Below are 23567 nucleotides of genomic sequence, written 5' to 3'. Positions count from 1 at the left end.
TTCCAATGCAAGACTAAGGTTGTTTCTGGGTAGGCGTGGACTCAGGAGCCTATGCACGCTTGAGGAGATTCATAATCAAAGAAATGACAAAAACCGCCAGGAAAATGTAGAACAAAATTTGGGCTATGCCTGCGGCGGTGCCCGCTACGCCACTAAACCCAAAGAACGCGGCAATCAAGGCTACGACCAGGAAAATCAACGCGTAACGCAGCATGGGTGTTCTCCAAAACTGGGACAGGAACTCAATTGTCTCGACTGATGCGACTATTATCGAGATCGCTGAAATGCTGCGCATCTCCCTTACGGTTACTCTTGATCTCTAGTTAGTGGCGTAGGTAAGAAAGACCGATATCTATCCCGATGGAGAGACAGAGCTGCTGGGTGTAGATATAGCACCAAATCCTTCTGGCTGACCTCCGATTGAACAGGGCGATCGCCGTTTGCCTCTACAGTTTGGCCTGTGCATCAGGGTTATGTGATTCAGATTTGGTCTAAATCCAAAACTTAACGTCCCTGGTAGGGTCAAACAGCCATTTGCCCTTAGCTAAATTCTTGCCGCCGTTCAGCAATGCCGAAAGGCTAGCGAGATTGAAAATTGTTTTGCACCATGCGACCCTCGCTACGGCTGGCCGCTCGATCTAGCGCCTCAATTTCTCCACTGTCTAGTCGCCAGCCCAGGGCATCGGTGTTTTGCTGCGCTTGAGCCAGGGTTTTGGCCCCTGGAATCGGCATGGTGCCTTTGCAAATGCACCAGTTGAGGGCCACCTGGGCGGAAGTTTTTTGGCGGTGAGTGGCGATCGCCCCCAGCACATCCAGCAGCGGCTGAATTTTGGGCAGCAGACGGCGAAACAACAGGCCCCGTAGGCCGGAGGGAAACGGCCCCTGAGCTGAATATTTGCCCGTCAACAATCCCAACGCCAGGGGGCTGTAGGCGATCAGGCGAATGCCTAGCTCGTCGCAGAGATCTTTCAGGCCCAGCTCGGTGACTGGGTAGGTAGACAGCAGCGAATACTGTACTTGCAGCGTGGCGATCGCCAGCCCCCGCTCCTGAAATCGCTGGTGGGCCAGCTTGAGCCGCTTGGGACCAAAGTTCGATAGGCCAATTGCCTGCGCCTTTCCCTGAGCGCACAGCTCCATCAGCCCGTTGAGAAACGGCCCTTCCTGCCAGGGGGCGTAGTTGGCGGTAGACCAGTGCATCTGGGCCAGGTCAATGGGGCGACCCAGCCGCTCGACGGAGGCGGCTCCGGCTTTCACCACCGACCCAGCGGTAAGTCGCCAGGGGTAGGCGGCCAGCTTCGTCGCCAGGCACAGGGAATCTCGGTTTGGCCCTGTGTAGCTCTGGGCAAACTGCCCTAGCAACACTTCGCTGCGACCGTTGAGCCGCCCGGTGCCGTAGGAGTCGCCGCTGTCGAACAGGGTAACGCCGTGGCTGAGGCAGTGGTCAAACACCTGTTGCAGCTCGCCATCCATGGCGGGGTCGTAGCCCCACAGCAGCCGGTTGCCCCAGGCCCAGGTGCCGCAGCCCATCTCGGGCAGGGTGAGGGGCGATCGCAGATCCGGTGCAGACATAGTCATGGGGTATGCCAAAGGAAACGGCCATCTCCCATTATTCCAGGCTGGGTCGCCCCGATATGAGCTAAAGCCCCAGCGCTAGTTCCTGCTGAATCGCGCCTCGGGTGGCTAAATCCACGCCTTCGTGGTGCAGCAGCCATTGTTTGCGCTCTAGGCCGCCCGCGTAGCCGGTGAGCTGGCCGTTGGTGCCGACGACGCGGTGGCAGGGCAGGGCGATCGCCACGGGGTTGAGGGAGTTGGCCATGCCCACTGCGCGGTAGGCTGTGGGTTTGCCCAGTTTTGCCGCCAGTTCGCCGTAGGTGGCCACGGTGCCAGCGGGAATCTGGCGCAGCGCTAGCCACACCTGCTGCTGAAACGGGCGTTGCTGATTCTAGGTATGAACCGATCTCTGTAGGTACTGGAATCTCGTCCATTTTTTTGCAGAATCATACAGCTATTCAGCAACGCCCTGAAACGCTGTGCCCCCTGGGTTGACGGGGACTGAGTCAAAACTGTGCAGATCGCCCGCGAGGTAGTCTCTGAGGCGATCGCTAAAGCCTTGGGGGTTGGCGCAGGGAGTAAGGGTGACTGCAGCAAACCGCTTGTTGAGCAAGGTCAGCAGGCGATTTTCATAGTTGGCAAAGTCAAGGGCGCAGAGCGACGCACCATCGGACACCAGCAAAATGTCGCCGATCGCAGCAGGCAGGGTATCAATCCAAAGTTCAGTAGTCACAGGTGTTTCGGCAAGAGCACTGCTAATAAATTGAGGAATGAACCCTTGGCCAACCGCTCAATCGCCTGATCGATGCGATCCACGCCAAAAACCCGCTCGAATTCTGAACTAATTTCCTAGTCAATCACGGCAGTTTTGCTGTAAGAAACTGCCGTGATTGACATTGAGCCAATGACCACACGGTGAGCTGAAGGCTTAAAGCCACAGTACGGAGAGGGAGGGATTCGAACCCTCGGTCCTTGCGGACACCCGATTTCAAGTCGGGCGCATTCGACCACTCTGCCACCTCTCCAAGGGGGGATGACTACCAAGCAGGCAGCCCTAACATCTGTTATATCACTCCAATGACAGACTTAAAGACCAATCTAGGTGCGTACGGGGGAGGACAATTCCTGCCCGCTCAGGGTGTGACAGACAATTCACAGGCACAAGGGAAGTCATAGAACGTTACTGCCTTCGCCAAAATATCTCACATTGATAACATCATCTTTGGAGCCACAGGCTACCCCAATGCAAACTATTACGGTTTGCCGGTAGCCATGCAATGTCGGCCTACTACTAAACGCTATGAGTCAATCCATGTTCTCGACCTGGCCTGCTTCCATCAGCGCCCCCAAAGCCGCTGTTAAGCCCGAACAGCTGACTAGCACGGAACTGGTAGCCTTTTGCCAGCAACGGCTACGGCCCGAGCGAATGATGTTCGCCGAACTTCTGCGCCGCTACCAAGGCCATGTGGATAAGTTGCTCTACCATCTAGCACCCGATTGGCCCGATCGCGCCGATCTCGCCCAGGAAGTCTGGATTCGGGTCTACCGCAACATGCGCCGCCTGAATGACCCCGCCAAGTTCAAAGGCTGGCTGGGCCGCATCACCACCAACTTGTTTTACGACGAGCTGCGGCGGCGTAAGCGCAACCGCGCCACTCTCTCCCTCGACGCTCCCCTGGCCCTTGAGGACGGCAGCATCGACTGGGATGTACCCGCCAATGCTCCTGGCCCAGTCGACACCATGATGACCCAGGAATTCTATGACCAGCTGCATCGCGCCATTGCCGATCTACCTGAGGTCTTTCGCACTACGATTGTGCTGCGTGAGATTCAGGGGCTGTCCTATGAAGAAATTGCCGAGATGACTGAGGTCTCGCTGGGTACTGTTAAGTCTCGCATTGCCCGTGCTCGGCAGCGGTTGCAGACGGATCTACAGCCCTATCTAGGCAATTAGAGACAGTACATCTAGGGTGCTCTGCCAACCAACTTTACATTTTGTGCAATTAACGAAGCCTTGGGAACCGATCTGAAACAGGGACGCGTCCCTATAACCATGCCGAGTAAAAGCTAAAGTCTCTATCTAGAGACATATGTTTTGCTTGTTAGAATTACTTCTCGGAGGTTACCGAATTTAAGGGGTTGGCATTATGATCAGTAGCGGCAGTAATAACTCGAATGTAGCGAATCGCTAGATTGGACCGTTGCCTGCCAGGTCGTTGTTTAGTTGCTTATTCCAGGTGTTGTTTTTGGTATGGCTACTTTTCCCTATATGCCTAGCCAGGTTCAGCGTTCGTCTTCCAGCGGTGCTACTCCAGATGAGTCTTTGATGCCTACATTGTCCTGCTGTCACGATTTAGATGCTACTAAGCGCGATCGCTTCGAGCTACTAAGCGCCTACCTCGATGGCGAGGTTACGCCCGATGAACGTCAGCAGGTTCTGTGTTGGCTTCAGCAAGACGACGGTGCCCGTACGCTATACAATCGCCTACTTGCCCTCCGGCAGGGTCTACGCACCAAAAGCGTATCTTCCTCCTGTGACCCAGAGGAAACGATCGCAGGCGTTTTTCAGGGTCTCAACCACCGGCTTAGGTTAGTTACAATGGCAAGCCTTGGAGTGGCTGCCATTGGCGTCATCAATCTTCTATCGGGTGGGGCTGGGGCTGGTAATTCGTCCTGGCGCATGGCGACAAATGCTCAACCTGAGTCCCTAAAAATTGCCCTTGATAGACCAGCTTTCCCCATCCCTGAGACATCGCCAGCTATGTCTACCGAGTTAAGTAGCCCGATGGAAGCTGGCGGTCTTCCCATCGATTCTGAACTGTAGCGGCTTGAGCTAGTGTTTAGTTCGCCTTGTTAAACAGTGAAACGGGTGGAACTCCCTTGTGAGGTTCCACCCGTTTCCTGTTTTGAACTGGGTTTATTTGGCTGCCCCTAAAAGGTCAGGGTAGGCCTAAAACTTTTCTAGCTGGTCAAGGCGTAGCCAGATGTTAGGGGTTGGCACCTCGCCAAACTTAACCAGGGCATAGTCATTGCTGGTTTCTAAGATTTCTCCTCGGGTTTCAAACAGGTAGGGTGGAAACCGCGTATCGCTGGCGGTAGCCTCTAGACTACTTTCTAGTTTGTCGCGCAGGGCACGCACCAGATCGCCACGCTTTAAAGTTGCTGCCATAGATCCATTTGCTATCAACCTCAGCCTTACTGTACACGAAATCCATTGGGCACAGCGTCCTAGGATGCTCCTAGCACTGACACTGGGGGCAGTAGTGGGCCGATCGCCCGGCTAGCTTGAGTCGGCAGATGGGGGTAGCGCAGCGACGACAGGGTTGCCCTTCGCGATCGTAGACCCAGGCGACGCCACCGTAGTTGCCGTTGATGCCGTAGATGTCGCGGTAGTCGCTAAAGGTGGTGCCCCCTGACTCAATACTGGTGGTGAGCACCTCACGAATGGCGCTGTGCAGCCGCTGAAGCTGCTTAGGGCCAACGCGATCGCTGAGGGTGAGCGGCCTGAGCCCGCTTAAAAATAGCGCCTCATCGGCGTAGATATTGCCAAGGCCTGCGACCAGCCGCTGGTCGAGCAGAGCGTTTTTAATCGGGCGACGACTGCGGCTGAGGCGCTGGCCCAGGTAAGCCGGTGAGAACCCTTCATCGAAGGGTTCAGGCCCGAGGGTCTGGAGGCCGGTCATAATACTTTCGGGGGCAGCCCCAGGGGGCACCCACCAGAGGCGGCCAAAGGTGCGCTGATCGACGTAGCGCAGCTCGTGGTGGTCGCTGAGCCAGAGGCGCACCCGGCAATGGGTCTGCACGGGGGTTTTGGGGTCGAGCCACAGCAGCTGCCCCGTCATGCGCAGGTGTACCCCCAGGTAGCCGCCTGCGCTACCGTCGGCTCGGGTGAGCTGCCCCAGTAAGTATTTACCCCGGCGGTGCCAGGCCGATAGGCTAGAGCCAGTAATGCCCGATAAAAACACGGCTTCATTGTGGGCGGGATGAGCGATCGCACGGGCTAGCAATACCTGCCCCCCTTCTAGTCGATGCCCTGGCGTTACCCGCGCTAGACCGCGCCGCACGGTTTCAACTTCAGGTAATTCTGGCAAAGTTTAACCTTGGGCTGCTGCCCCCTCACGGTGTGTTTCTGAACTATAGCAATCGTTCTAAGGGATGAGCAGCCAAATACGCTCCAATAACTAAGGCCCCTGCCGAAGCACGGGCCTTAGTTACTGTCTGAAGAACTAGCCAAATTTCTCTAGCCTCTGCCAGAGCACTGACGGCAGCTTTCGGCAGGGGCTAGAGGGCTGGTTATCTAGCTTGCAGCTTTTTTAGCAGCCTTGGGGGCCTCAACCTCTTGCAGCTCAGCCAGCGCGAAGTTGTTGGTGTTGATGCCGGCGTAGTTAACTTTCTCAAAACGTACTACCGCGGGGTATTTGATGCCGCTTTGGTCGATGGTGGCAACGGTGCCGACTTCCCGGAACCAGTAGGACTCTTTGCGGAGAATGCGAACTTTAGAACCACGTTGAACCATGAACAATGCCCTCTTGAAAATCAATATTAATGGCAGCTTGCCCAGGCCAAACCCCAGCCCAGACTCATTGCAAAAAGCCGTGGCTAAGCTTGGATAGGGGGTTATTCCATGTCCACCAGATTACTACGAGTTTTTAGCCTCATGGCACCAAGGGGTTTAAGTTTTATTGCAGCCATAAAAATAGGATCCACAAAAAACCAAGAGAGATTGTGAAACAATCGGTTCGTAGTCAGGCTAGGCAATCTTTAGACTGCCGAAAGGACAAAAAGGTGCTGAAGCGATCGCCCTAATCTTCCAGCCACAATTTAGTTTACATTTCGCAATATAAGGGCATAGTAGTGATATCACCCTGCGGGAGATTTGCTCAGCATGCTCACTAACGTCCAGGCTTTGGTACAAGCCACCGATGGTCGCTACGCCTCCGACCAAGAGCTAATGTTTTTTCAGCAATACCTGGGCTCCGTTAGCACCCGGCTGCGAGCCTACCAAAAAATTCAGGGGGCCGAGCAGCAGATTATTAACCAAGTCCTGACGCGGCTCAAGGTTAGAAAGCCCGACATCTTTCTAGTAGGTGGTCAAGATTTAGCCGCCAAGTGGCAGCGAGACACCGTGCGAGTGCTGCGCTACAGCGCCACGGCCCTGCTGCTTGACGATTCAGAACGGTTTAAAGACACCCTGCTGCTGTGGTTTCAAACGATCATGCGAGCCTTTGGTGCCCAGGAAAGCTGCGACCTCACCTACACCGTCATGCAAGAGGTGATGACCCAGCATCTCAATGCTGAAGAGCTGAGACTGTTTTTGCCCCTTCTGGAGCTGAGTCGGACAATTTTGGGCGGATCTATTTAGACCAGCCGAAACTGATGAGACCAGCCGAAACTGGGACTAGCCGACAGCATTCTAGAGCACCGGCCTCAACCGATGGCCTCATTGCCCCATACAGTAGCGCCCAGGTCGCCATTCGCAGCGGTCTGGGCGTTTCCGTGCTTGGGGAATAATTACTACGTTTTGTGTCGTGACAGGAGAGCGTAGGTAAGCGACAATGCTTTATCCCCAACAGTTTTAGCCTTAGGTCGCCAGAGTAGCAACGGCGCGATCGCGCCCCATCACTGTTAATCCTGCGTTGGCTTGGGCACATTACAGCTATCACTGAAAACAGTCTTACAAGGCCTGTTCGATCTATGGTTATGTCCACAGAGACCGCCCACCGTCTGCACCAAAAATTCCCCAAAAAGCATAACCACTATGCCCTGCGGGATTTCTTTCAATTTAATGGCGACTACGGCACCATTACCGACTGGAACGACACCCGCAATGTGCTCACCAGCGAAGACTTCATTATTGGCCTGCTTGAAGGACTGCAAGAAGAAGTTGGCGATGCCTCAGCCGCCATTATGTACACCGTGGGACTGGAGTGGGGCAAACACGACTCACTGATATTTGAAGCCTGGTTTGAGCGCGAGTTTGCCATGAGCCCCCGCCGCGCCAACCTGATGTTCTTGCTCGAAACCTGGTGGTGGCCCTTCATTTCCCAGGGCTGGGGTCGGTGGGAGGTCGATATGAGCGATCGCAAACAGGGCTTTATGTTCATCAACGTGTTTGACTCCGCTGTGGCCCGCACCCTGGGCGACGTGGGCAAGCCCGTCTGCCACCTCTATGCCGGTCTGTTTGCTGGATTCTTTACCGAAATGGTGCGCAAGCAACTGAGCTGCATTGAAATTCAGTGCTATTCCATGGGTGAGACCTACTGCAAATTTTTGCTGGGGGGGCGCGAGCGCATCGATGCCGCTTCCTTCTGGATGAATGAAGGGGCCAATGCCCGCGACATTGAGAAGCGCCTGCGGGCTGGGGAAGGTGGCCAATGAACATGATTCCCGAAGCGTCTCAGACCTCGCAACCCTGGCTGAGGGAAACAGTGCAGGCTTTCTTTGAAGCCGTGGCCTGGGATGGGCGATCGGTTCTCGCCGTGCCAGGACTGGGAGCCACCGCCCGGGCAGAGTCCACCATGACCATGACCGTCAGCGATTTCTTCCAAAACATTGCCTGGGATGGTCAGCCCGCCATTGGTTTGCCTATTGCGCCCCTAGAGGCGACGGCCACGCCTGCCGCTGACCCCAATCTCGATTTGACCCTAGACGGGTTTTCTGACCTATTTGGCTAGCCTCTGCCATTGCTAGACCGGCTCACTGACGGTAAGCGCTATCCCCCTCGACCACCTGCGCCCCAGTTCTTCGGAGAATTTTGCCATGACCTTTAAGCTCGACACTCTGTTTGACTCGCCTGACAAGCAATACCTCGATGCCAACGACCTCAGTACCCTGAGCCAGTACGTCAGCTCAATTCCGGAGCGGATGGCGGTCTACCGCACCCTACGAGATCAGGAAATTGCCCTTATGCAGCCCATTGCCGATGCCTTGCAGCAGCAGGCCGGGCACCCCGAGCCTTTGGTCGAGCGCAGCGTGCGCAACGGACTCATGGTGCTGCGCTACGCCGCCATGGCCATGCTGCTCGACGATGATGGCTTTGTGGAAGAGCGCTTGCAGGGTTGGCTACCCGAGATGGTTAAAGCCTACGAAACCCAAGCGGTCGATCAGCAGCTGTTTCAGCTGCTGATGCAGCAGTTGGCCAAGGTCTTTTCGCCAGCTCAGCTCAATCTGCTCAAGCCCAGCATTGAAAAGGCTAAAAGTCTGATGCTAAACACTCGCGAAACCGTCACCCTAGCCGGGTTGCTCTAGGCATAACTAGCCGCTGGGGGTTGCCCCTGCCCGCCCGTATTCGGTGGGTCTGACCACCATCATCACTACCCTGGGAAGGACGTTAACTATGGTTTCTGTTGCCGATTTGCTCACCGATGGCCGGTTACCCGGCAACTACTTTGCCCAAGATCTCTATGTGCGAGGGTCTACCGAGCTGGGGCTGCTAGAAAATCGTCGCGGCGATCGCCTATTGGCCATCCCTGAATCGCTGCTTCAGGCAATTTATTCTGGGCTAGAAAAAGAAACGGGTCAGGCGTCGGGGCTGGTGCTCTACAACTGTGGCCGCTGGTGGGGCAAAAATTTCTACGCCCGCTTCTGCGAAGAGCTGGCCGACTACTACAAGCAGCCCCTCTCTAGCCTCTCGATGGCTGAATTTCTCCAGTCGCTGCAGCAGTGTTGGAAAACCCACGGCTGGGGCCAGATTCATTTAGATATTACCTACCGCGATCGGGGCTTTTTAGGGGTAGAAATTTGGCATTCTCCCTTCACCGCCGCCGCCCCCCAGGGCCAAAAACCGGCGGGCGACCTAGAGCGCGGCATTCTTGAGATCTTTTTTAGCCAGCTCACCGGGCGCGAGCTGCGCTGTGCCCAGACCAGCTGCACAGCTAAGGGCGACGACTGCAACCGCTTTGTTCTAGGGCTTCAAAAGCGGCTACAGCCCGTAGAAGCGCTGGTGGCCAATGGTCAGGCGCACCAGGCCATTATGCAAACCCTTATGCAGCAGGGGTAAACACACGGTGGCCCTCACCCGGCAAATTCGGCGATCGCAGTATTACACCCTGGGACTGGTGGGGCATGGGCAGTTTGGCCGAGTCTACTGCGCCATCCACCGCAAAACAGGGGAGCTGGTGGCGATTAAAGACCTCCACAAAGACCGCTTCCCCACCCACAAGTTTTTGCGGGAGCTGCGGTTTTTAATCAGCCTAGAGCACCCCAGCATTGTCACCTGTCATGCGCTGGAGCATTCTACTAGCGGTCGCCAGCTGGTGCTGGATTATTGTGAGGGGGGAACGCTGCGATCGCTGCTCGAAAGCGATACGGTTCTCACCGTCCAGGAGGTACTCGGGTTTACCCTAGACATTCTCGCCGCCCTAGAGTGCGCCCATCGCCAGGGCATTGTGCACTGCGACATCAAACCTGAAAACATTCTTATGGAGCTGACGCCGGGGGGCTGGGTGGCGCGGGTCTCTGACCTGGGCATTGCCCGCCTCAGCCAGGAAGCTAACCAAGCCGATATGGGCCATACTGGCTCCCCCGCCTACATGGCCCCAGAGCGGTTTTATAACCAACACCCTCCGGCTGCCGACCTCTACGCCGTGGGCATCATTTTGTATGAGCTACTGCTGGGTCAACGGCCTTTTTCAGGCACACCTATGGAGCTGATGGTGGCTCACCTCAACCGTCCGCCCATCTTGCCGACCCAGGTGGCTGAGCCCTTTAGCCAAGTGCTGCGCAAAGCACTACAAAAGCTGTTGCCCAAGCGCTACTTCAGCGCTCAAGCCATGCGCGCTGACCTGATGGCGGTCTATCAGACTTACCAAACTCAGGGACTGTTGGGTCAGCCCGCCTGCGTCAAAGGGCTGCCAGAGCTAGATTTAGCCACAGATTTGCCCTTTGTGGCGCTGCCACACCCCACGGCAGTGATGGGCTTGGTGCCCTTGCCCCAACAAGGCCATCTGCTGGTGACCTGTAGCCAGCAGCGGGTATGGTTTTATCACTGGCCCCACACAGAAATGACCGCCCCTCAGGTCAGCCAGGGTTTTACCCTACCCGCCCCAGTGCGACGGTTTTTGCCAACTCCCCAGGGGGGCTTGTTAGTCACCACAGAATCTCTGCACCTGCTATCGATGACCCACGGGCTAGGCTGCGTTGCCCAAGGCATTTGCCCCGATGGGGTAGCGGTTGCTCCCAATGGGCGCTGGTTTGCTACCACTACCCAGGCCGACCAAGATTCATTTCGCGTAGCCGTGCGTCAGTTGACCATGCCGCCGGAGCAAGGGGTCAAAATATCGGCACCCCTAACGGTGGCGATCGCCGCTGCTGATGGGGATAAACAAGTTGGCCTTCTCGCTCCAGATAACCGTCACGCAGCGCTGGTAGTGCGTCGGGGCAGCCGTACCCTGTTTCATGGGGTAACCCGCCGGGGTACTTATCTTGGGGCAGTTTCGGCCTCGGTACCCATTTACAATTTAGTGCCCACCCGCATTCCCTACCGTTACTTAGCCCTAGAAGAAAACTGCCCCCATGCCCTGCTGATTGTCGACCTAAAGCCCTTTAGAATGCTGCGCTATCGGGTTGATATTTCACCGCACTGGCTATTTGAGACCGCTGTAGGCTACGGGGTGCTCAGCCAAGAAGGAGAATTTTTGCTGATCAACGATGAGGGCCGCATCATCAACCGTACGGCTGGGCTGCCTCGACCGCAGGCCATGGTGCCCCGATACTCCAAAACTGGCGCTGATTCGTCAGGCCCGATTCAATATCTGTGGAGCGTCAGCGAAGCTGCGGGCAGCCGTATTTACCCCGTCGATCTAGCCGACTTAGCTCCAGACATTCTGTTTTAATCTGGTTTGGCACTAGGTTTGGGAAGCTTTGGCAGTGGATCTATCGCCCTCCTAATTTAAGTAATAACCAAAGCCAGTCAAGAGTGTGGATAACGATTTATCATCCACTTTTGCGAAAATAGCAAAGCCTTTTTTGAACCAACAGCTAACAAAAACATTGGAGCCACCGAGCAAGGGCCAGTTGAGCGCTGTCTGGGCAAAGTTGACCCAAGCGCAATATATTTTCGCCTTGGAAAATTGTAGGGGCACCAAATGTTGCAACTAGAGAAATGGTCGATCTGAGAATTTCATCATTCTCGGCTTTAATGATAGGTGAATAAACTGTCCGATTTTTGGCAGTAGCAGTAGCTAATGTCTTGAGCGCAGTGGCCACGCTATATTTGGTTGAATCCCATCGCGAAATTGAGCTATGTACAACTAAAGCTTGAAGAATCCAACCGTTAACGTGTATTAACTCAATAATTGAGGTTTAAATCGCACCTTGAATGGAAATGTCTCTGCAAATGAATCAAAGTATTTAAATTAAAACATTTGCGACAGCAAGAAATGAGAAATATATAAGAATTAATTGAAATTGCCAAAATATAAAAAGTTGCAAAATGTCATAATTGTCTTTAGTAATTTGACGGAAATTACGGAAGCACATTCTCTCCGTCACGGCAATAATAAAGAAGATCGATACCTGGGAAAGGCTAGGAAAGAGATTCTCAAGTTAATCTACCACGAGTTTAAATTAGTCTGAGAAGGTTGTTGAAGATTTTTGAACCTTAGGGAAACCTTTCGTTCATTTTGGTCATTTCAATGCTGTCTGAAAAAGATGCATTCATCTGCATAAAAACTAGGCAATCAAATTTGTTGAGGCAGCAAAAATGCTGCTTTCTTAATCTGTTTATCCATACTTTAAGGCACCCATTATGTCCACTGCTGTCATGTCACCCGTAGCTCAGTTGCGCCCTGAACTTGGCGATTTTAGTAGCATCGTTTGTTTTAGAGCATTAGTTGTTGGCACCGAAGAAGTCTTAGGGGAAAAGGCAGCGGCGATCGCACTCATTGGCGCTGGCCGCCAGCGGGGTCGGCAAGTAGCAGAGCAACTAGGGCTTGCAGGGCAAGGTAAGTCACTTGAATCTGTGGCTGAAGTCCTTCAAGCCGCCCTCGGCAAGGATGGCACTCGACTCTGTATTGTTGAGAAGATTGTTGAAACCAAAGGCAAGATTTTAGTTTACTGTCGAGAAACGATTTGTTCGGCTGGTGAACCTGAAGGGTCTTCTCGTAAGCTCACGTTTACCCTAGGAGCCGTTCAGGGTGTGGTTGAGAGCGTCACAGGAAAGCGTTTGCGAGGCAAGCAAACGGAGTCTGTTCTGCGGGGCGGTGCCTTTGATACGATCGAATTTGAAGTGATTGGCTAAACTAAATTCTGCTTAAAGTCTGTAGTTCTTCTTGTGGAGGAGCTACAGACTTTGTCGTAACCAAAGTGAATGCATATTCATAACAGACTCACAAACTTTTAGGCGTTAATTGGATGGAATTAAGCGTAGCCGAATCCTAGACTGGGTCTCATTGGGTTCTGCTAATGCGCCACCCAACCTGCTCATAATTGCTACTGCCCAACAATTATGAGCAACGTTTTACGGGTAAGACGGTGTGCTGTGGTCAGAGAGGGGGAATGAGAATAGTTAAAACTGCAGCCTAAGCTTACTGACGATCGCCTTCAACCGGGCGCGACTGACGGCAGGCGGACGGTGAATGTTGTACCTTCTTGCGTTGTCGAAGCAACCTCTACCGTGCCTCCGTGGGCGACGACGATTTCGTGCACAATGTACAACCCCAGCCCGATGCTGCCCGGAACTCGCCGCGCTGTCGCTTCTGGCATGGTGTGGCGCATGAGCGGATCAAAGATTGTGTCCAGCATCTCTGGCGGGATCGGCGGCCCTTCGTTGTGCACGCTCAAGACCACGGTTAATCCTTCTGAAGCGATCGATAGTTCCACTGGTTCCTCGGTTGACCCGTGCTGAATCGCGTTGCCCATCAGGTTGGAGACGACCTGGCGGAGTCGGGCTCCATCCCAGTTGCCGGTGAGGTCACCAGCTAGGTGAAAGCGCAGCGTGCGCTGCGGGTAGGCAAGGCAGAAGCCCTCGAAGACGTTGCGACAAATTTTTCCCAAATCGACCGCATCGCGCGTTAGCGGCATCGCGCTACCTATCCCTGTGGCGGCGAAGTCAATCAGGTCGCTAATCAACCGCGTAACCACCTCTGTGTTCTTCTCGATTATTGACAGCGCTTTGGCAGAACCTGGGTCTTGATTTGCGGTGCGCGCGACAAGTTGTGTAGCCATGCTGATGCAGTTCAGCGGGTTGCGCAGATCGTGGCCGAGGATCGCCAGAAACATGCGCCGTGACTGCTCGACGCGACTGGTGTAACTGCCAATAGCCTCGGTGAGCGATTGATCAAGCGACTCGTTGAAGCGGGTGATGTCGTCGAGGTCGTTGATGTCGATCTGCGGGCGGCTCATGCGCCACAGGCGGAGCACACTGGCGCGTAGGGCGCGGTATTCAGAGACAACTTCCATGATGTCAAAACCCGAACCCACGCGGGCCGCGCCGTGCAGTGCCGAGGCGTGGTCGAGCGGGTCGCTCTCCTCGTCACCAGCCCCGCCGTGGCCTTTAGACTTGCTCGTCTGCTGGGCAAGGCTTTGGCCGGTCTGCATGTCCAGCGCAGTCCCCCGCAACATCCCCTCAGCGTCGTCACGCAGGGCGAGCTTTGTCATCTTCATCCCAGGCGCGAGGCTGCGCGCAAATGCTTCCCATTCCGCGAGAATAGGCTCGATGTTCCCGAGAATGAAGTCTGCCAGGCGCATCAATTTTTCCGTTGAGAACGTCTTAAGAATAGGGGCATGATACCGCTGGGGATGGGTAAAAGGATATTAGCCCGATGCCTCTCTGGGGGAGCTTTGGGTGATGATCAAGTGGAAATACCTTAGCCCAATTGCATCTAGAGGGTAGTTAGGTGAAAAATCCACAATGACTATTTGTTGGGTTTCGCTGGCGCGCCATCTAACCTCCGTGACGACTATATCAGCACAGCTTTGTTGGTAAACGCGCCCTCGGTGTCTACGTCGTAGATAATCGGTACACCCGTAGCCAGTTCTAGGCTGGCCACGGCCTCTTCGCTAAGGCGATCGAGCACCATCAAAATCGATCGCAGCGAATTACCGTGGGCGGCCACTAGCACATTTTTCCCGGCCTTTAGCTCTGGCAAAATTGCCGCTTCAAAAAACGGCACCGTGCGCTTCACCGTATCCTCCAAGCTCTCACCTCCCGGCGGTCGCACATTGAAGGATCGCCGCCAGAGATGAACCTGTTGCGCCCCAAATTTCAGCGACATTTCGGCTTTATTCAATCCTTGAAGATCGCCGTAGTAGCGCTCGTCTAGCGCGGGGGAGCGAATAATTTTGAGTTCTTTGTCGGGTTCGCCAAAGTGGCGATCCCAGCCGTGCCAGTCGGGTTCTGCTGGATCGTGCCAGATGTAGGGTAGGCGGCCACCGCACACCTCATCGCACTCGGTCAGGCAAACGATCGCTGTTTCGATCGCCCGAATCAGCATGCTGGTGAAGCAGATATCGACGGTGTAGCCAGCATCGCGTAGTTTGCACGATGCGATCGTCGCCTCCGCTCGCCCCCGCTCGCTCATGGGGATATCGACCCAGCCGGTGAACTTGTTGACCGCATTCCACAGGCTTTGCCCGTGGCGTATCAAAATCAGTTTTGCCATAGGGTAAGCCTGGGGGAGAGAACCTGCCATAGGGGTCAGTATCCTTCCTTTTTAACCCCTAGTGTTTGTCAATGGGTCAAGTCAACGTTGCCGACGTGAATCAGCACAACTCCCTGACAAGCTCCGCAGAACATCAACCACCAGATTTTTGCAATACTTTAGTAATATCTTTGTTGCTAAAGTCCCTCGCTCAAATCCAGGATTTATGACTGCCGCCAATCCCCTGCTCGCCCTCGACTATCTGCCTGCCCTAGAGTCTCTGGGGGATGACTACTACGACCTTGTCGCCGCCGCCGAATTTCCTAAGCACATCCTGCGGTTTCGCAACGACGATGTGGTGCGGCAGCTTGGCCTTGAGCCAGCCACCGTCAGCGACGATGACTTTATCGAAGCCTTCGGCAAGTTTCAGGGGCGCGAACCCTTTTTGGCGCTGCGCTACCACGGCTACCAGTTTGGCGAATACAACCCCTTTTTGGGCGATGGTCGCGGCTTTCTCTACGGCCAGGTGCGCGGCACTGATGGCAATCTCTACGATTTTGGCACCAAGGGCTCTGGCACGACTCCCTATTCGCGCGGCGGTGACGGCATGCTCACCCTCAAAGGCGGTGTGCGCGAGGTACTGGCGGCAGAGGCGCTCTATGCACTGGGGGTAAACACGTCTCGAGCCTTTAGCCTGGTCGAAACGGGGCAAGCCCTGTGGCGCGGCGATGAGCCTTCCCCCACGCGATCGTCGGTGCTGGTGCGCTTTAGTCAGTCGCACATTCGCTTTGGCACCTTTGAGCGACTGGAATATCACAACCGCCCCGACCTGATTGCCAAGCTGCTAGAGCATGTGATCGATGTTTATTACCCTGAGGCGCGGCTGTTTACCGATGCCCAGGAGCGGTATCGGCATTTTTATGGGGAATTGTGCGATCGCGTTGCCCGCCTCGCCGCCCAGTGGATGTCGGTGGGCTTTTGCCATGCGGTGCTCAACACCGACAACATGTCGATCACGGGCGAAAGCTTCGACTATGGCCCCTACGCCTTTATGGATGGCTACGACCCGCGCTTCACCGCCGCCTACTTCGACTACGCCGGGCGCTACAGCTATGGCAACCAGCCCATCATCTGCCACATGAACCTCAAGGCGCTGCAAAAGCCTCTCAAGCTGATCATGCCCGAGGCCGATCTCGAAGCGGCTTTAGAACCCTTCAAAGATCGCTACGAAGCCTACTACCAGCAGCGCATGCTCCGCAAACTGGGCTTTCAATCCCTAGCGGATGACCTGGCTGCCAAGTTAGTTAGTCAAACTATTGAATTGCTGAGCGCTGTAGAGGTGGGCTATCACGATTTCTTCCTGGGCCTGACCCAGCAGTTTTCGGCTGCCTGGCACGACGATGCCAGCCAAATTTTTAGCACTACCCTGCAAGCCTCTGACTCGGCAGCAGTGGCCCCGCTCAAAGCCTGGCGGCAGACCTACCATCGCTGTTTGCAAAGCCTTGAGACAGAGACAATGGCAGGCGTTGCCTCATTGCTGCAACGCACCAACCCCCAAACCGTGCTGCTGCGCCCCGAGATTGAGGCGATCTGGGAACCCATCACAACTGACGACAACTGGCAACCCTTCTACGACCTGCTGAATAGGATTCAGCATCCATTCGTCCAGGGCTAAGCGTTCTACTGGGTTGGTCTCAAGAATAGTGGGCATTACCTGCCCTACGGATCTTCAGCATCTCTTTTGGCAGGGGTAGGGCACGGCCACCCCTAGGTAAACTGAGATACAAACCTTTTGAGTAACTTACTCCCATGGCCGACGACTCTACCTCTAGCCCCCTGGATCCTCCTGCAACCGGTAAAATTCTCCAGTGCTTCAGCGGTTCTTTTGTGGCAGGCACCATCGCTATGCTGGCCTACCGCATGATGCTTGCGATCGCCGCTAACTTTGCCGCCCGTCCCGTGCTGACTGACAACCCGGCAGTGGCGAATATTTCATCCGCCGTGCGCACCCTAGTCGTCGGCATGGCTGCCCTGGGGGCCGGAATCTTCGGCCTAGCCGCCCTGGGGATATTTTTGCTGGGCATTCAGCTCCTCTTTCAGCGCCTGACCGGGCGACCCTCTACCCTGCAAGACTAGCTGCATCCCCTACCCCATCACCCCCCACTCCTGCGTAACAATAGAGCAGGCACTTTTGAGGATGCGTCGCGATGACCATTGGGGTTTGGGTACTGGGCAATCAGCTCTGGCACAATCAAGCTGCACTAGTCAGTTGCGAGGGTAAAGCCGCTTCGGTTCTGTTTATAGAAGCTCAAACTTTTGCTGCGGAACGCCCCTATCACAAGCAGAAGCTGGTGCTGGTGTGGTCAGCCATGCGCCACTTTGCCGACGAATTGAAGACTGCGGGGTGGGCGGTTACCTATGCGATCGCCCCCGACACCGAAACCGCCCTACGCGATTGGGTCAAGGCAGAGGGCATTACCGAACTGCGGCTGATGGAGGCCACCGACCACTCGTTTACCGCCTGGTTGCAGGGGCTAGATCTGCCCTGCAAGCTGACGATTCTCGACAACAACCTCTTTCTCTGGCTGGCTAAGGACTTCAACGCCTGGGCCGACAAGCGCAAGAGCCTGCTGATGGAGAGCTTTTACCGCGAGGGCCGCCAGCGCTTTGACCTGCTAATGACAGGCGACCAGCCTCTGGGCGGTCAGTGGAACTTTGACAAAGACAACCGCAAGCCCCCCAAGGGCAAGCTCAACACTCCAACCCCTCACTGGTTTGAGCCTGACGCCACCACTCAGGCTGTGATCGACAGGGTGGAAAAGCTAGAGATTTCGACCTTTGGCGAGGCTACCCCCTTTCGCTGGGCCGTCACCCGCGAGCAGGCCTTACAAGTGCTAGATGGGTTCATTGCCGAGCGGCTCAAGACCTTTGGCCCCTATCAAGATGCGATGGTGACTGGCGAGGATACCATGTGGCACGCCCTGCTCTCGCCTTACCTCAACCTGGGCCTGCTGCACCCGCTAGAAGTGGTAGAGCGGGCCGAGGCGGCGTTGGCGGAGCACGATCTGCCGCTCAACAGCGTGGAGGGCTTCATTCGCCAGGTGATGGGCTGGCGAGAGTACATGCGCGGTCTATACCTGCACTTTGATGCCGACTACGGCGATCGCAACTGGTTTGACCACCGCCAGCCGCTACCCAAGTTTTTTGGGACTGGCGAGACTGAGATGAACTGCCTGCACCAGGCGATCGACCAGATCAAGCGCACCGGCTACGCCCACCACATTCAACGGCTGATGATTCTCAGCAACTTTTCGCTGATTGCTGGGTTTGTGCCCCAGGAGGTCAAAGACTGGTTTCACGCAGTGTTTATCGATGCCTACGACTGGGTGATGCAGACCAACGTGATTGGCATGGGCCTGTTTGCCGACGGCGGGCTGCTGGCCTCCAAGCCCTACGCCTCATCGGCCAACTACGTGAATAAGATGAGCGACTATTGCAAAGGCTGCCGCTACAACCCCAAACAGCGTACGGGGGAAGACGCCTGCCCGTTTAACTACTTTTACTGGGATTTTCTGCATCGCCACCGCGACAAGCTAAAAGCCCAGGGCCGCATGAGCTTTATTCTCAAGAACCTAGACCGGATGGATAGCGAGGAGCTAGAGGCAATCCACCAGCAGGCACAGGATTGGCACAAGGCTCACCCGTAGCCAGAAGTTGTGTTTTGTGACGGTTTGAGAGGGCGATCGCGGGCAGCCCAATCTAGAAAGTTAGAATTCAAGGGCGAAATTCCTTAGAGATCCCCCCTGCCCCCTTAAAAGGGGGAGCGGATTAACCTCCTACAGCGAGAATCTGGGGAATCGACTCTGACCAAAGCTCGTCTCAACGCAACGAGCCACGCCGTAATCTTGATAAAAACTATGGTTCAAACTGCGCCTCAGCCATCCACCGACACCCTCCCCGCCGACAGCTACTTGGTAGTGGGCCTGGCCACCTGCTATCTGCGCCAAGAGGGCGAGACTATCGAGATTCAGGTGCTTGAGCCGATTCCATCGTCCTATTTAGAATCGGTGATTCAAGGGGTGCCGACCTCCTACAGCGCCATCTGTGGCACCACCATGGCCCAGGCCCTAGCGATGGATTTGCCTGAAATTGCCGCCGCTCCGGCTCAACCCTGTGCCGATTACGAAGAGCGAATTACCGCCGCCGCCCGCACCTACCAATCTCGACCCGCAGCAGCAGAGCTAGTACCCGTGGGCACCCTGCGCCGCGATCTCAACTACTCCACCGAGAGAAAGCGCGTGCTCAACAGCCAGCGCAAAATTTCAAAGAACGACAACGTCAAGCAGCACAAGTACACCCACGAAGTGCTGTAGAGATTGATAAAGAAACAACGCTGCTGAGCTTCCTCAGCAGCGTTGTTTCTTTGAAGTTGTTGCTCTTAAATCGGCAAAATCGATCGCTGGCAGGTCGGACAGATGCCGTGAATCAACAGCTGGCAATCTAGAATGTGGTAGCCAGAGCGATCGGCGGTTTTGGCTCCCACCTTGAGCACCGAATCGTTCTTAAACTCGATAGTTTTGTTGCACCGCACGCAAATCAGGTGGTGGTGGTGGTGGGGGGCGGGCTGGTTGATTTCGTAGCGCTTTTGGCCCTCGGCCAGCTCTAGCTCGCGCAAGATGCCCATGCGCGCCATCAGCTTGAGGTTGCGGTAAATGGTAGAGAGGCTGATGGGTTCGCCTTCTTTTTCTAGCAGGTCGCACAAGTCCTCGGCACTGAGATGAGTGCTCTCGGGCAAGTTTTGAAAGGTTTTGAGCATGGTCTCTCGCTGGGGAGTCATGCGCCAGCCGCGCTCGTTGAGTTCGGCTTTAAGGGCTGATGGAGTGTAAGCAGCCATGGCCTGGTTTCTCCCCGTTAGATTTCAATAACTAATCCTTAATGAGAATACTAGCGGACTTTTTGAGGTATTTGCAATAATTTTTCGTTATTGAGAATGACTCCGAAGACTGCTTTAGATGTCTTTAAATTCGCCCAGAGTGCGAGCGGCGGTGACAAGAGTGAGCGCCGCTAACGGAGCCGTGACAGCCCGCAGAATGTGAGGCCCTAGAGAAACCGGCTGAAAGCCCATGGCGATCGCCCCCTCTACCTCAGCCTCTGTCCAGCCCCCCTCTGGCCCGGTGGCAATCACAGTGGGGCGGGCGAGATCGCTAGCCTGAGCCGCCGCCAGCAGGTGAGGAGCATCGCCCCGTGCCACGCAGATCCAGCGGTTTCCCTCGCTCACCTGTTTGAGATAGTCTCGCCAGGGCATAGGAGGCAGAATGTGGGGCAGCAGCAGCCGTTCTGACTGTTCAGTGGCTTCGGCAGCGATGCGCTGCCAGCGATCGAGCTTTTTGGGGTTGGGTTGGTGCAGGGTGCGATCGCTAATCACCGGCTGGAGCGTGCTCACCCCCAGCTCGGTAGTCTGGCGCACCACGTCGTCGAAGCCGCTGCCCTTGGGTAGGGCGATCGCCAGGGTAATCGGAGCCTGGGTAGCCGAGGATGGAAGAGGTAGGGGCGCGATCGCGGCCACATCTGACTGTGCTGTCAGAGTAGCGATCCACTGCTGCCCCTGGCCGTCGAGGGCCACAAACTGCTGCCCAGCCCCCAACCGCAGCACTCGATACAAATAGTGCTGCTGGCTGCTGCTCAGACAAAGCTGGTCAGCAACCACCTGATCAGGCTCAACCATTAATCGCTGCACCGCTTCTCCTGTTGCTTGTCACCGCCTTAACCCTTATACCTTGAACCCCAAAAACTAAGGCCCCCAGCTCGAAAGCTGGAGGCCCTGGTTCTTATTAGATGTTTCAGTATAGTACGTACCCTATAGAAGCCTTAGCGGCCTATGACTAATGTAGGCGAATGTACGTAAAGAAGAAATAAGCCCCATGTGAAGTTCTGCCAATTTTCTGCGGTATTTACCTAGGCGTCGGTGCTATCCCTTGAGCTGTGGGCGTTTCATCCTTCTGCTTCAACCTAGCCCCAGGAGCGCAGCACCCCAAACACCTTAGACAATATCCCCTGAAGGCGTTCATTTTCAGCATACTTCTGCTTCGTTAGCTGAAGGGCAGCCTTGCTATTCACCTCTGCCAGAGTGGGGTAGATGTGAATCATACCGGTCAGCGCGCCGACCTTGAGATTGTTGCTCATCGCCAACACAACTTCGTGAATCAGCTCCCCAGCGTGGGGGCCAACTAGGTGCGCCCCGAGAATTTTGCCGTTGCGGCGAGTGATAATCTTCGCAAACCCTTGGCCAGAAGCCTCGGCTAGGGCGCGATCGACCCCGGCAAAATCCTGCTTGAGAATATAGACATCGTCGTAACGCTGGCGAGCCTCGACTTCGGTCAGGCCCACCCGCGCCAGCTCAGGGTCAGTGAATGTTGCCCAAGGTATGACCCGGTAGTCAGCGGTCTTGGTGGGAAACAGCAGGGCGTTTTGCATGGCCACAGCTGCTTCGTAGCCCGCCACGTGGGTAAACCGATAGCCGCCAACCACATCCCCAGCGGCATAGATGCGGGAATTGGTGGTTTGCAGCTTAGAGTTCACCGTAATGCCCTCCTTACCCACGGCTACCCCAGCGGTCTCTAGGTTGAGAGACTCGACGTTGGGTGCCCGGCCCGCCGCCAGCAAAATATCGTCAACTATCACGGTGCCGTTGGTGGTGTGGACGTGCTTTTTGCCGTCGATGACCTCGACTCGCTGGGCGCGGGTGCCGTTGAGAATGCGCACGCCATCCTTCTCCATTTGCGCCTGCACCACGGCAGCGGCTTCGGAGTCTTCCTTCGGCAGAATGTGGTCTTGGCCACCGATCAGGGTAACCTCAGTACTCAGCCGGGCGAAGGCCTGGCCCAGCTCGCAGCCAATGGGGCCGGAGCCAATCACTGCTAGAGATTGCGGCTGGTGTTTCAGGGAAAACACCGTCAGATTGGTGATGTAGCCCGCTTCTTCTAGCCCCTCAATATTGGGGTTGGCTGGGCGAGAGCCAGTAGCAATAATGTAGCTGCGGGCCTTGAGGGCGCGACCGTTGACGGTGAAGGTGCGGGAGTCGGTGAATTCGCCTTTGCCGTAGATCACCTCGACCCCCAGCGACTCAAAGCGTTCGGTGGAGTCGTGGACCTGAATGGTGTCGATTACCCGGTGCACGTGGCCCAGGGCGGCCTGAAAGTCAATTTTTTCGAGCTGGGCGTGAACACCAAACTCGGGGCCGCGCACAACTTCATGGGCCACTCGCGAGGCGTGGATGAGGGATTTGCTGGGTACGCAGCCGTGGTGTAGGCAGTCGCCGCCGAGGCTGCCTGCTCGCTCGACTAGGGCGACTTTGGCTTTGAGCTGGGCGGCGGCACTGGCGGCGACTAGCCCGGCAGAACCGCCGCCAATAATCACCAAATCGTAGTCAACGGCCATGGTAGTCTCCTTGCCCTGAGGTACTAGCTGGGAATTCGTTTAATCCTTTCCCTAGAGCATAGGCAAAATTTCTGAGGGCTGCTTAGACCGCACGAAATGGAAATTTAGGTTGGGTATCAGGTTTCGGGTTTTGAGCTACTAACCTGACACCTGACACCTCATACCCCCGCTCAAAGCCCCAGCACGCCTAGCTCATGCTGGCGGGGCACGATGTTGAGCACGTCGAGCTGGGCGCAGTATTGCAGGTCGGCTTCGTTGTTGAGGCGCAGCAGACGCTGGCCGTGACTGGCGTAGTGCATTAGGTCGAGCAGCTGGTCTTGCCACTGTAGGTAAAGGCTGACGGCGGCGATCGCCGCGTCATTCCCGGCCAAATCCTTAAAGGTCTGCCCCGTCGCGGCGATCACCCCATGAATGATGGCTCCAGCACAGACCGTGTCTTCCAAGGAATAGGTGCCCTCCCAGCCCGAGCCGACGATCCACACCGTTTCTGGCTGCTGACTGAGCACAAAATTGACCACGGCCTGGCGCGTAGTTAGGGCGGCGGTGATCACCGTGGGGGCATGCTCAATGCGCTTGAGGCAGCGGGTGCCGTTGGTGGTGCTCATAAACAGGCGCTTGCCGCCTGACCTTTCGGGAGAGTGGTCAAGCGGTGAGTTGCCCAGGTCGCAGCCCTCAACCTGGCCGCCGCCCCGTTCGCCCGCCCGTAGCCGTTTTTCGGCGGGCCAGGTTTCGCTGGTGGTGAGCAGGGTGTCAATGTCGCTAAAGACTTGAATGGCCTCGGCCCCCGCCGCCAGAGCTGCCGCCATGGTGGTGGTGGCCCGCAGCACATCGATGGCGATCGCACAGTCGGGCACGCCCTGCTCAGGCACTTCTTCAGGAGTATGGAATAGGAATAGTTTCACAGCTTAGGAGTTTACTTAGGGGTTAATGCTCGCGATCGGGGTCGCCAGGCGGGGGTAACAACTCATTCTATGCGGGGAGTTGTCTCATTTCGCAAAA

At 55.8% G+C, this 23567-nt stretch carries 25 protein-coding genes, 1 tRNA gene and 1 pseudogene; 13 read left to right on the top strand and 14 right to left on the bottom strand.

The window, feature by feature from the left end:
* Positions 1-49 precede the first annotated feature (49 nt).
* The 5 genes and pseudogenes from H6G07_RS12635 to H6G07_RS12620 form a co-directional block, all read right to left on the bottom strand.
* Positions 50-214, bottom strand: coding sequence for a DUF1328 domain-containing protein (locus H6G07_RS12635; protein WP_073608627.1), 165 nt, complete (start codon positions 212-214; stop codon positions 50-52).
* Positions 215-579: 365 nt separating this feature from the next.
* Complete coding sequence (locus H6G07_RS12630; RefSeq protein WP_084173136.1) at positions 580-1575, bottom strand: aldo/keto reductase; 996 nt, start codon at positions 1573-1575, stop codon at positions 580-582.
* 61 nt (positions 1576-1636) lie between these two features.
* A pseudogene (locus H6G07_RS26070) lies at positions 1637-1918 on the bottom strand (methylated-DNA--[protein]-cysteine S-methyltransferase); the annotation flags it as partial.
* 87 nt (positions 1919-2005) lie between these two features.
* Complete coding sequence (locus H6G07_RS26065; protein WP_199312058.1) at positions 2006-2284, bottom strand: hypothetical protein; 279 nt, start codon at positions 2282-2284, stop codon at positions 2006-2008.
* Positions 2285-2493: 209 nt separating this feature from the next.
* Positions 2494-2576, bottom strand: a tRNA-Ser gene (locus H6G07_RS12620).
* A gap of 275 nt (positions 2577-2851) precedes the next feature.
* On the opposite strand from H6G07_RS12620, the gene H6G07_RS12615 reads away from it, so the two are divergent.
* Both H6G07_RS12615 and H6G07_RS12610 read left to right on the top strand, forming a co-directional pair.
* Positions 2852-3505, top strand: coding sequence for a sigma-70 family RNA polymerase sigma factor (locus H6G07_RS12615; protein WP_073608545.1), 654 nt, complete (start codon positions 2852-2854; stop codon positions 3503-3505).
* Positions 3506-3802: 297 nt separating this feature from the next.
* Positions 3803-4375, top strand: a complete 573-nt coding sequence (locus H6G07_RS12610; protein WP_139297036.1) for an anti-sigma factor family protein — start codon at positions 3803-3805, stop codon at positions 4373-4375.
* 126 nt (positions 4376-4501) lie between these two features.
* Here the strand turns inward: H6G07_RS12610 and H6G07_RS12605 are convergent, their stop codons facing one another.
* The 3 genes from H6G07_RS12605 to H6G07_RS12595 form a co-directional block, all read right to left on the bottom strand.
* Complete coding sequence (locus H6G07_RS12605; protein WP_073608547.1) at positions 4502-4720, bottom strand: NAD(P)H-quinone oxidoreductase subunit O; 219 nt, start codon at positions 4718-4720, stop codon at positions 4502-4504.
* Between the two features lie 70 nt (positions 4721-4790).
* Positions 4791-5642 (bottom strand): DNA-formamidopyrimidine glycosylase, encoded by an 852-nt coding sequence (locus tag H6G07_RS12600; protein WP_073608548.1) that lies wholly within the window; start codon positions 5640-5642, stop codon positions 4791-4793.
* A 206-nt stretch (positions 5643-5848) separates the two neighbouring features.
* Positions 5849-6067 (bottom strand): photosystem I reaction center subunit IV, encoded by a 219-nt coding sequence (locus H6G07_RS12595; protein ID WP_073608549.1) that lies wholly within the window; start codon positions 6065-6067, stop codon positions 5849-5851.
* Between the two features lie 369 nt (positions 6068-6436).
* On the opposite strand from H6G07_RS12595, the gene H6G07_RS12590 reads away from it, so the two are divergent.
* From H6G07_RS12590 to H6G07_RS12560, 7 genes are all read left to right on the top strand, one after another.
* Complete coding sequence (locus tag H6G07_RS12590; protein ID WP_084173138.1) at positions 6437-6913, top strand: bilin-binding protein; 477 nt, start codon at positions 6437-6439, stop codon at positions 6911-6913.
* Positions 6914-7245: 332 nt separating this feature from the next.
* Positions 7246-7929, top strand: a complete 684-nt coding sequence (locus H6G07_RS12585; protein WP_073608551.1) for a V4R domain-containing protein — start codon at positions 7246-7248, stop codon at positions 7927-7929.
* The gene (locus H6G07_RS12580; protein WP_073608552.1) at positions 7926-8225 is read left to right on the top strand and encodes a hypothetical protein; all 300 of its coding nucleotides are present in this window, start codon (positions 7926-7928) and stop codon (positions 8223-8225) included. Before H6G07_RS12585 ends, H6G07_RS12580 begins: the two co-directional genes overlap by 4 nt.
* An 85-nt stretch (positions 8226-8310) precedes the next feature.
* Positions 8311-8799, top strand: coding sequence for a bilin-binding protein (locus H6G07_RS12575; protein WP_073608553.1), 489 nt, complete (start codon positions 8311-8313; stop codon positions 8797-8799).
* Positions 8800-8887: 88 nt separating this feature from the next.
* Entirely contained in the window at positions 8888-9550 is a 663-nt protein-coding gene (locus H6G07_RS12570; protein WP_073608554.1) for a V4R domain-containing protein, read from the top strand.
* Positions 9551-9557: 7 nt separating this feature from the next.
* On the top strand, positions 9558-11384 hold the full coding sequence (locus H6G07_RS12565) for a serine/threonine-protein kinase (RefSeq protein WP_073608555.1): 1827 nt from the start codon (positions 9558-9560) through the stop codon (positions 11382-11384).
* A 914-nt stretch (positions 11385-12298) separates the two neighbouring features.
* Positions 12299-12790, top strand: coding sequence for a hypothetical protein (locus H6G07_RS12560; protein ID WP_073608556.1), 492 nt, complete (start codon positions 12299-12301; stop codon positions 12788-12790).
* A gap of 302 nt (positions 12791-13092) precedes the next feature.
* Here the strand turns inward: H6G07_RS12560 and H6G07_RS12555 are convergent, their stop codons facing one another.
* Together H6G07_RS12555 and H6G07_RS12550 are read right to left on the bottom strand one after the other, a co-directional pair.
* Complete coding sequence (locus H6G07_RS12555) at positions 13093-14238, bottom strand: sensor histidine kinase (protein ID WP_073608557.1); 1146 nt, start codon at positions 14236-14238, stop codon at positions 13093-13095.
* 212 nt (positions 14239-14450) lie between these two features.
* Positions 14451-15152, bottom strand: coding sequence for a 2,3-bisphosphoglycerate-dependent phosphoglycerate mutase (locus H6G07_RS12550; protein WP_073608558.1), 702 nt, complete (start codon positions 15150-15152; stop codon positions 14451-14453).
* 205 nt (positions 15153-15357) lie between these two features.
* On the opposite strand from H6G07_RS12550, the gene H6G07_RS12545 reads away from it, so the two are divergent.
* The 4 genes from H6G07_RS12545 (at position 15358) to H6G07_RS12530 (ending at position 19504) form a co-directional block, all read left to right on the top strand.
* Positions 15358-16806 (top strand): protein adenylyltransferase SelO, encoded by a 1449-nt coding sequence (locus H6G07_RS12545; protein ID WP_073608559.1) that lies wholly within the window; start codon positions 15358-15360, stop codon positions 16804-16806.
* Positions 16807-16940: 134 nt separating this feature from the next.
* A complete protein-coding gene (locus H6G07_RS12540; protein ID WP_073608560.1) occupies positions 16941-17267 on the top strand; it encodes a DUF3082 domain-containing protein in 327 nt (108 codons plus the stop codon).
* A 71-nt stretch (positions 17268-17338) separates the two neighbouring features.
* Entirely contained in the window at positions 17339-18838 is a 1500-nt protein-coding gene (locus tag H6G07_RS12535) for a cryptochrome/photolyase family protein (RefSeq protein WP_073608561.1), read from the top strand.
* A 210-nt stretch (positions 18839-19048) separates the two neighbouring features.
* Positions 19049-19504, top strand: a complete 456-nt coding sequence (locus H6G07_RS12530; RefSeq protein ID WP_073608562.1) for a hypothetical protein — start codon at positions 19049-19051, stop codon at positions 19502-19504.
* 65 nt (positions 19505-19569) lie between these two features.
* Here H6G07_RS12530 and H6G07_RS12525 read toward each other — a convergent pair whose 3' ends face one another.
* The 4 genes from H6G07_RS12525 to H6G07_RS12510 form a co-directional block, all read right to left on the bottom strand.
* Positions 19570-20025: a Fur family transcriptional regulator gene (locus tag H6G07_RS12525; RefSeq protein ID WP_073608563.1), complete on the bottom strand. Its 456-nt coding sequence runs from the start codon at positions 20023-20025 to the stop codon at positions 19570-19572.
* A 114-nt stretch (positions 20026-20139) separates the two neighbouring features.
* Positions 20140-20868 carry a 16S rRNA (uracil(1498)-N(3))-methyltransferase gene (locus H6G07_RS12520; protein WP_280522651.1) on the bottom strand — a complete coding sequence of 243 codons (729 nt, stop codon included), beginning with the start codon at positions 20866-20868 and terminating at the stop codon, positions 20140-20142.
* 272 nt (positions 20869-21140) lie between these two features.
* Entirely contained in the window at positions 21141-22568 is a 1428-nt protein-coding gene (locus tag H6G07_RS12515; RefSeq protein WP_073608565.1) for a dihydrolipoyl dehydrogenase family protein, read from the bottom strand.
* Between the two features lie 170 nt (positions 22569-22738).
* Positions 22739-23470: a 2-phosphosulfolactate phosphatase family protein gene (locus H6G07_RS12510; RefSeq protein ID WP_073608566.1), complete on the bottom strand. Its 732-nt coding sequence runs from the start codon at positions 23468-23470 to the stop codon at positions 22739-22741.
* Positions 23471-23567 lie beyond the last annotated feature (97 nt).

The organism is Phormidium tenue FACHB-1052 (assembly GCF_014696675.1).
GTDB classification, from domain to species: Bacteria; Cyanobacteriota; Cyanobacteriia; order Phormidesmidales; family Phormidesmidaceae; genus Nodosilinea; species Nodosilinea tenuis_A.
This window is presented reverse-complemented; position numbering and strand designations above follow the sequence as displayed.

Coding starts and splice junctions, on each gene's coding strand:
- H6G07_RS12635 (WP_073608627.1), bottom strand. CDS start 214: ATGCTGCGTTACGCGTTGATTTTCCTGGTCGTAGCCTTGATTGCCGCG.
- H6G07_RS12630 (WP_084173136.1), bottom strand. CDS start 1,575: ATGACTATGTCTGCACCGGATCTGCGATCGCCCCTCACCCTGCCCGAG.
- H6G07_RS12615 (WP_073608545.1), top strand. CDS start 2,852: ATGAGTCAATCCATGTTCTCGACCTGGCCTGCTTCCATCAGCGCCCCC.
- H6G07_RS12610 (WP_139297036.1), top strand. CDS start 3,803: ATGGCTACTTTTCCCTATATGCCTAGCCAGGTTCAGCGTTCGTCTTCC.
- H6G07_RS12605 (WP_073608547.1), bottom strand. CDS start 4,720: ATGGCAGCAACTTTAAAGCGTGGCGATCTGGTGCGTGCCCTGCGCGAC.
- H6G07_RS12595 (WP_073608549.1), bottom strand. CDS start 6,067: ATGGTTCAACGTGGTTCTAAAGTTCGCATTCTCCGCAAAGAGTCCTAC.
- H6G07_RS12590 (WP_084173138.1), top strand. CDS start 6,437: ATGCTCACTAACGTCCAGGCTTTGGTACAAGCCACCGATGGTCGCTAC.
- H6G07_RS12585 (WP_073608551.1), top strand. CDS start 7,246: ATGGTTATGTCCACAGAGACCGCCCACCGTCTGCACCAAAAATTCCCC.
- H6G07_RS12580 (WP_073608552.1), top strand. CDS start 7,926: ATGAACATGATTCCCGAAGCGTCTCAGACCTCGCAACCCTGGCTGAGG.
- H6G07_RS12575 (WP_073608553.1), top strand. CDS start 8,311: ATGACCTTTAAGCTCGACACTCTGTTTGACTCGCCTGACAAGCAATAC.
- H6G07_RS12570 (WP_073608554.1), top strand. CDS start 8,888: ATGGTTTCTGTTGCCGATTTGCTCACCGATGGCCGGTTACCCGGCAAC.
- H6G07_RS12560 (WP_073608556.1), top strand. CDS start 12,299: ATGTCCACTGCTGTCATGTCACCCGTAGCTCAGTTGCGCCCTGAACTT.
- H6G07_RS12555 (WP_073608557.1), bottom strand. CDS start 14,238: ATGCGCCTGGCAGACTTCATTCTCGGGAACATCGAGCCTATTCTCGCG.
- H6G07_RS12550 (WP_073608558.1), bottom strand. CDS start 15,152: ATGGCAAAACTGATTTTGATACGCCACGGGCAAAGCCTGTGGAATGCG.
- H6G07_RS12545 (WP_073608559.1), top strand. CDS start 15,358: ATGACTGCCGCCAATCCCCTGCTCGCCCTCGACTATCTGCCTGCCCTA.
- H6G07_RS12540 (WP_073608560.1), top strand. CDS start 16,941: ATGGCCGACGACTCTACCTCTAGCCCCCTGGATCCTCCTGCAACCGGT.
- H6G07_RS12535 (WP_073608561.1), top strand. CDS start 17,339: ATGACCATTGGGGTTTGGGTACTGGGCAATCAGCTCTGGCACAATCAA.
- H6G07_RS12530 (WP_073608562.1), top strand. CDS start 19,049: ATGGTTCAAACTGCGCCTCAGCCATCCACCGACACCCTCCCCGCCGAC.
- H6G07_RS12525 (WP_073608563.1), bottom strand. CDS start 20,025: ATGGCTGCTTACACTCCATCAGCCCTTAAAGCCGAACTCAACGAGCGC.
- H6G07_RS12515 (WP_073608565.1), bottom strand. CDS start 22,568: ATGGCCGTTGACTACGATTTGGTGATTATTGGCGGCGGTTCTGCCGGG.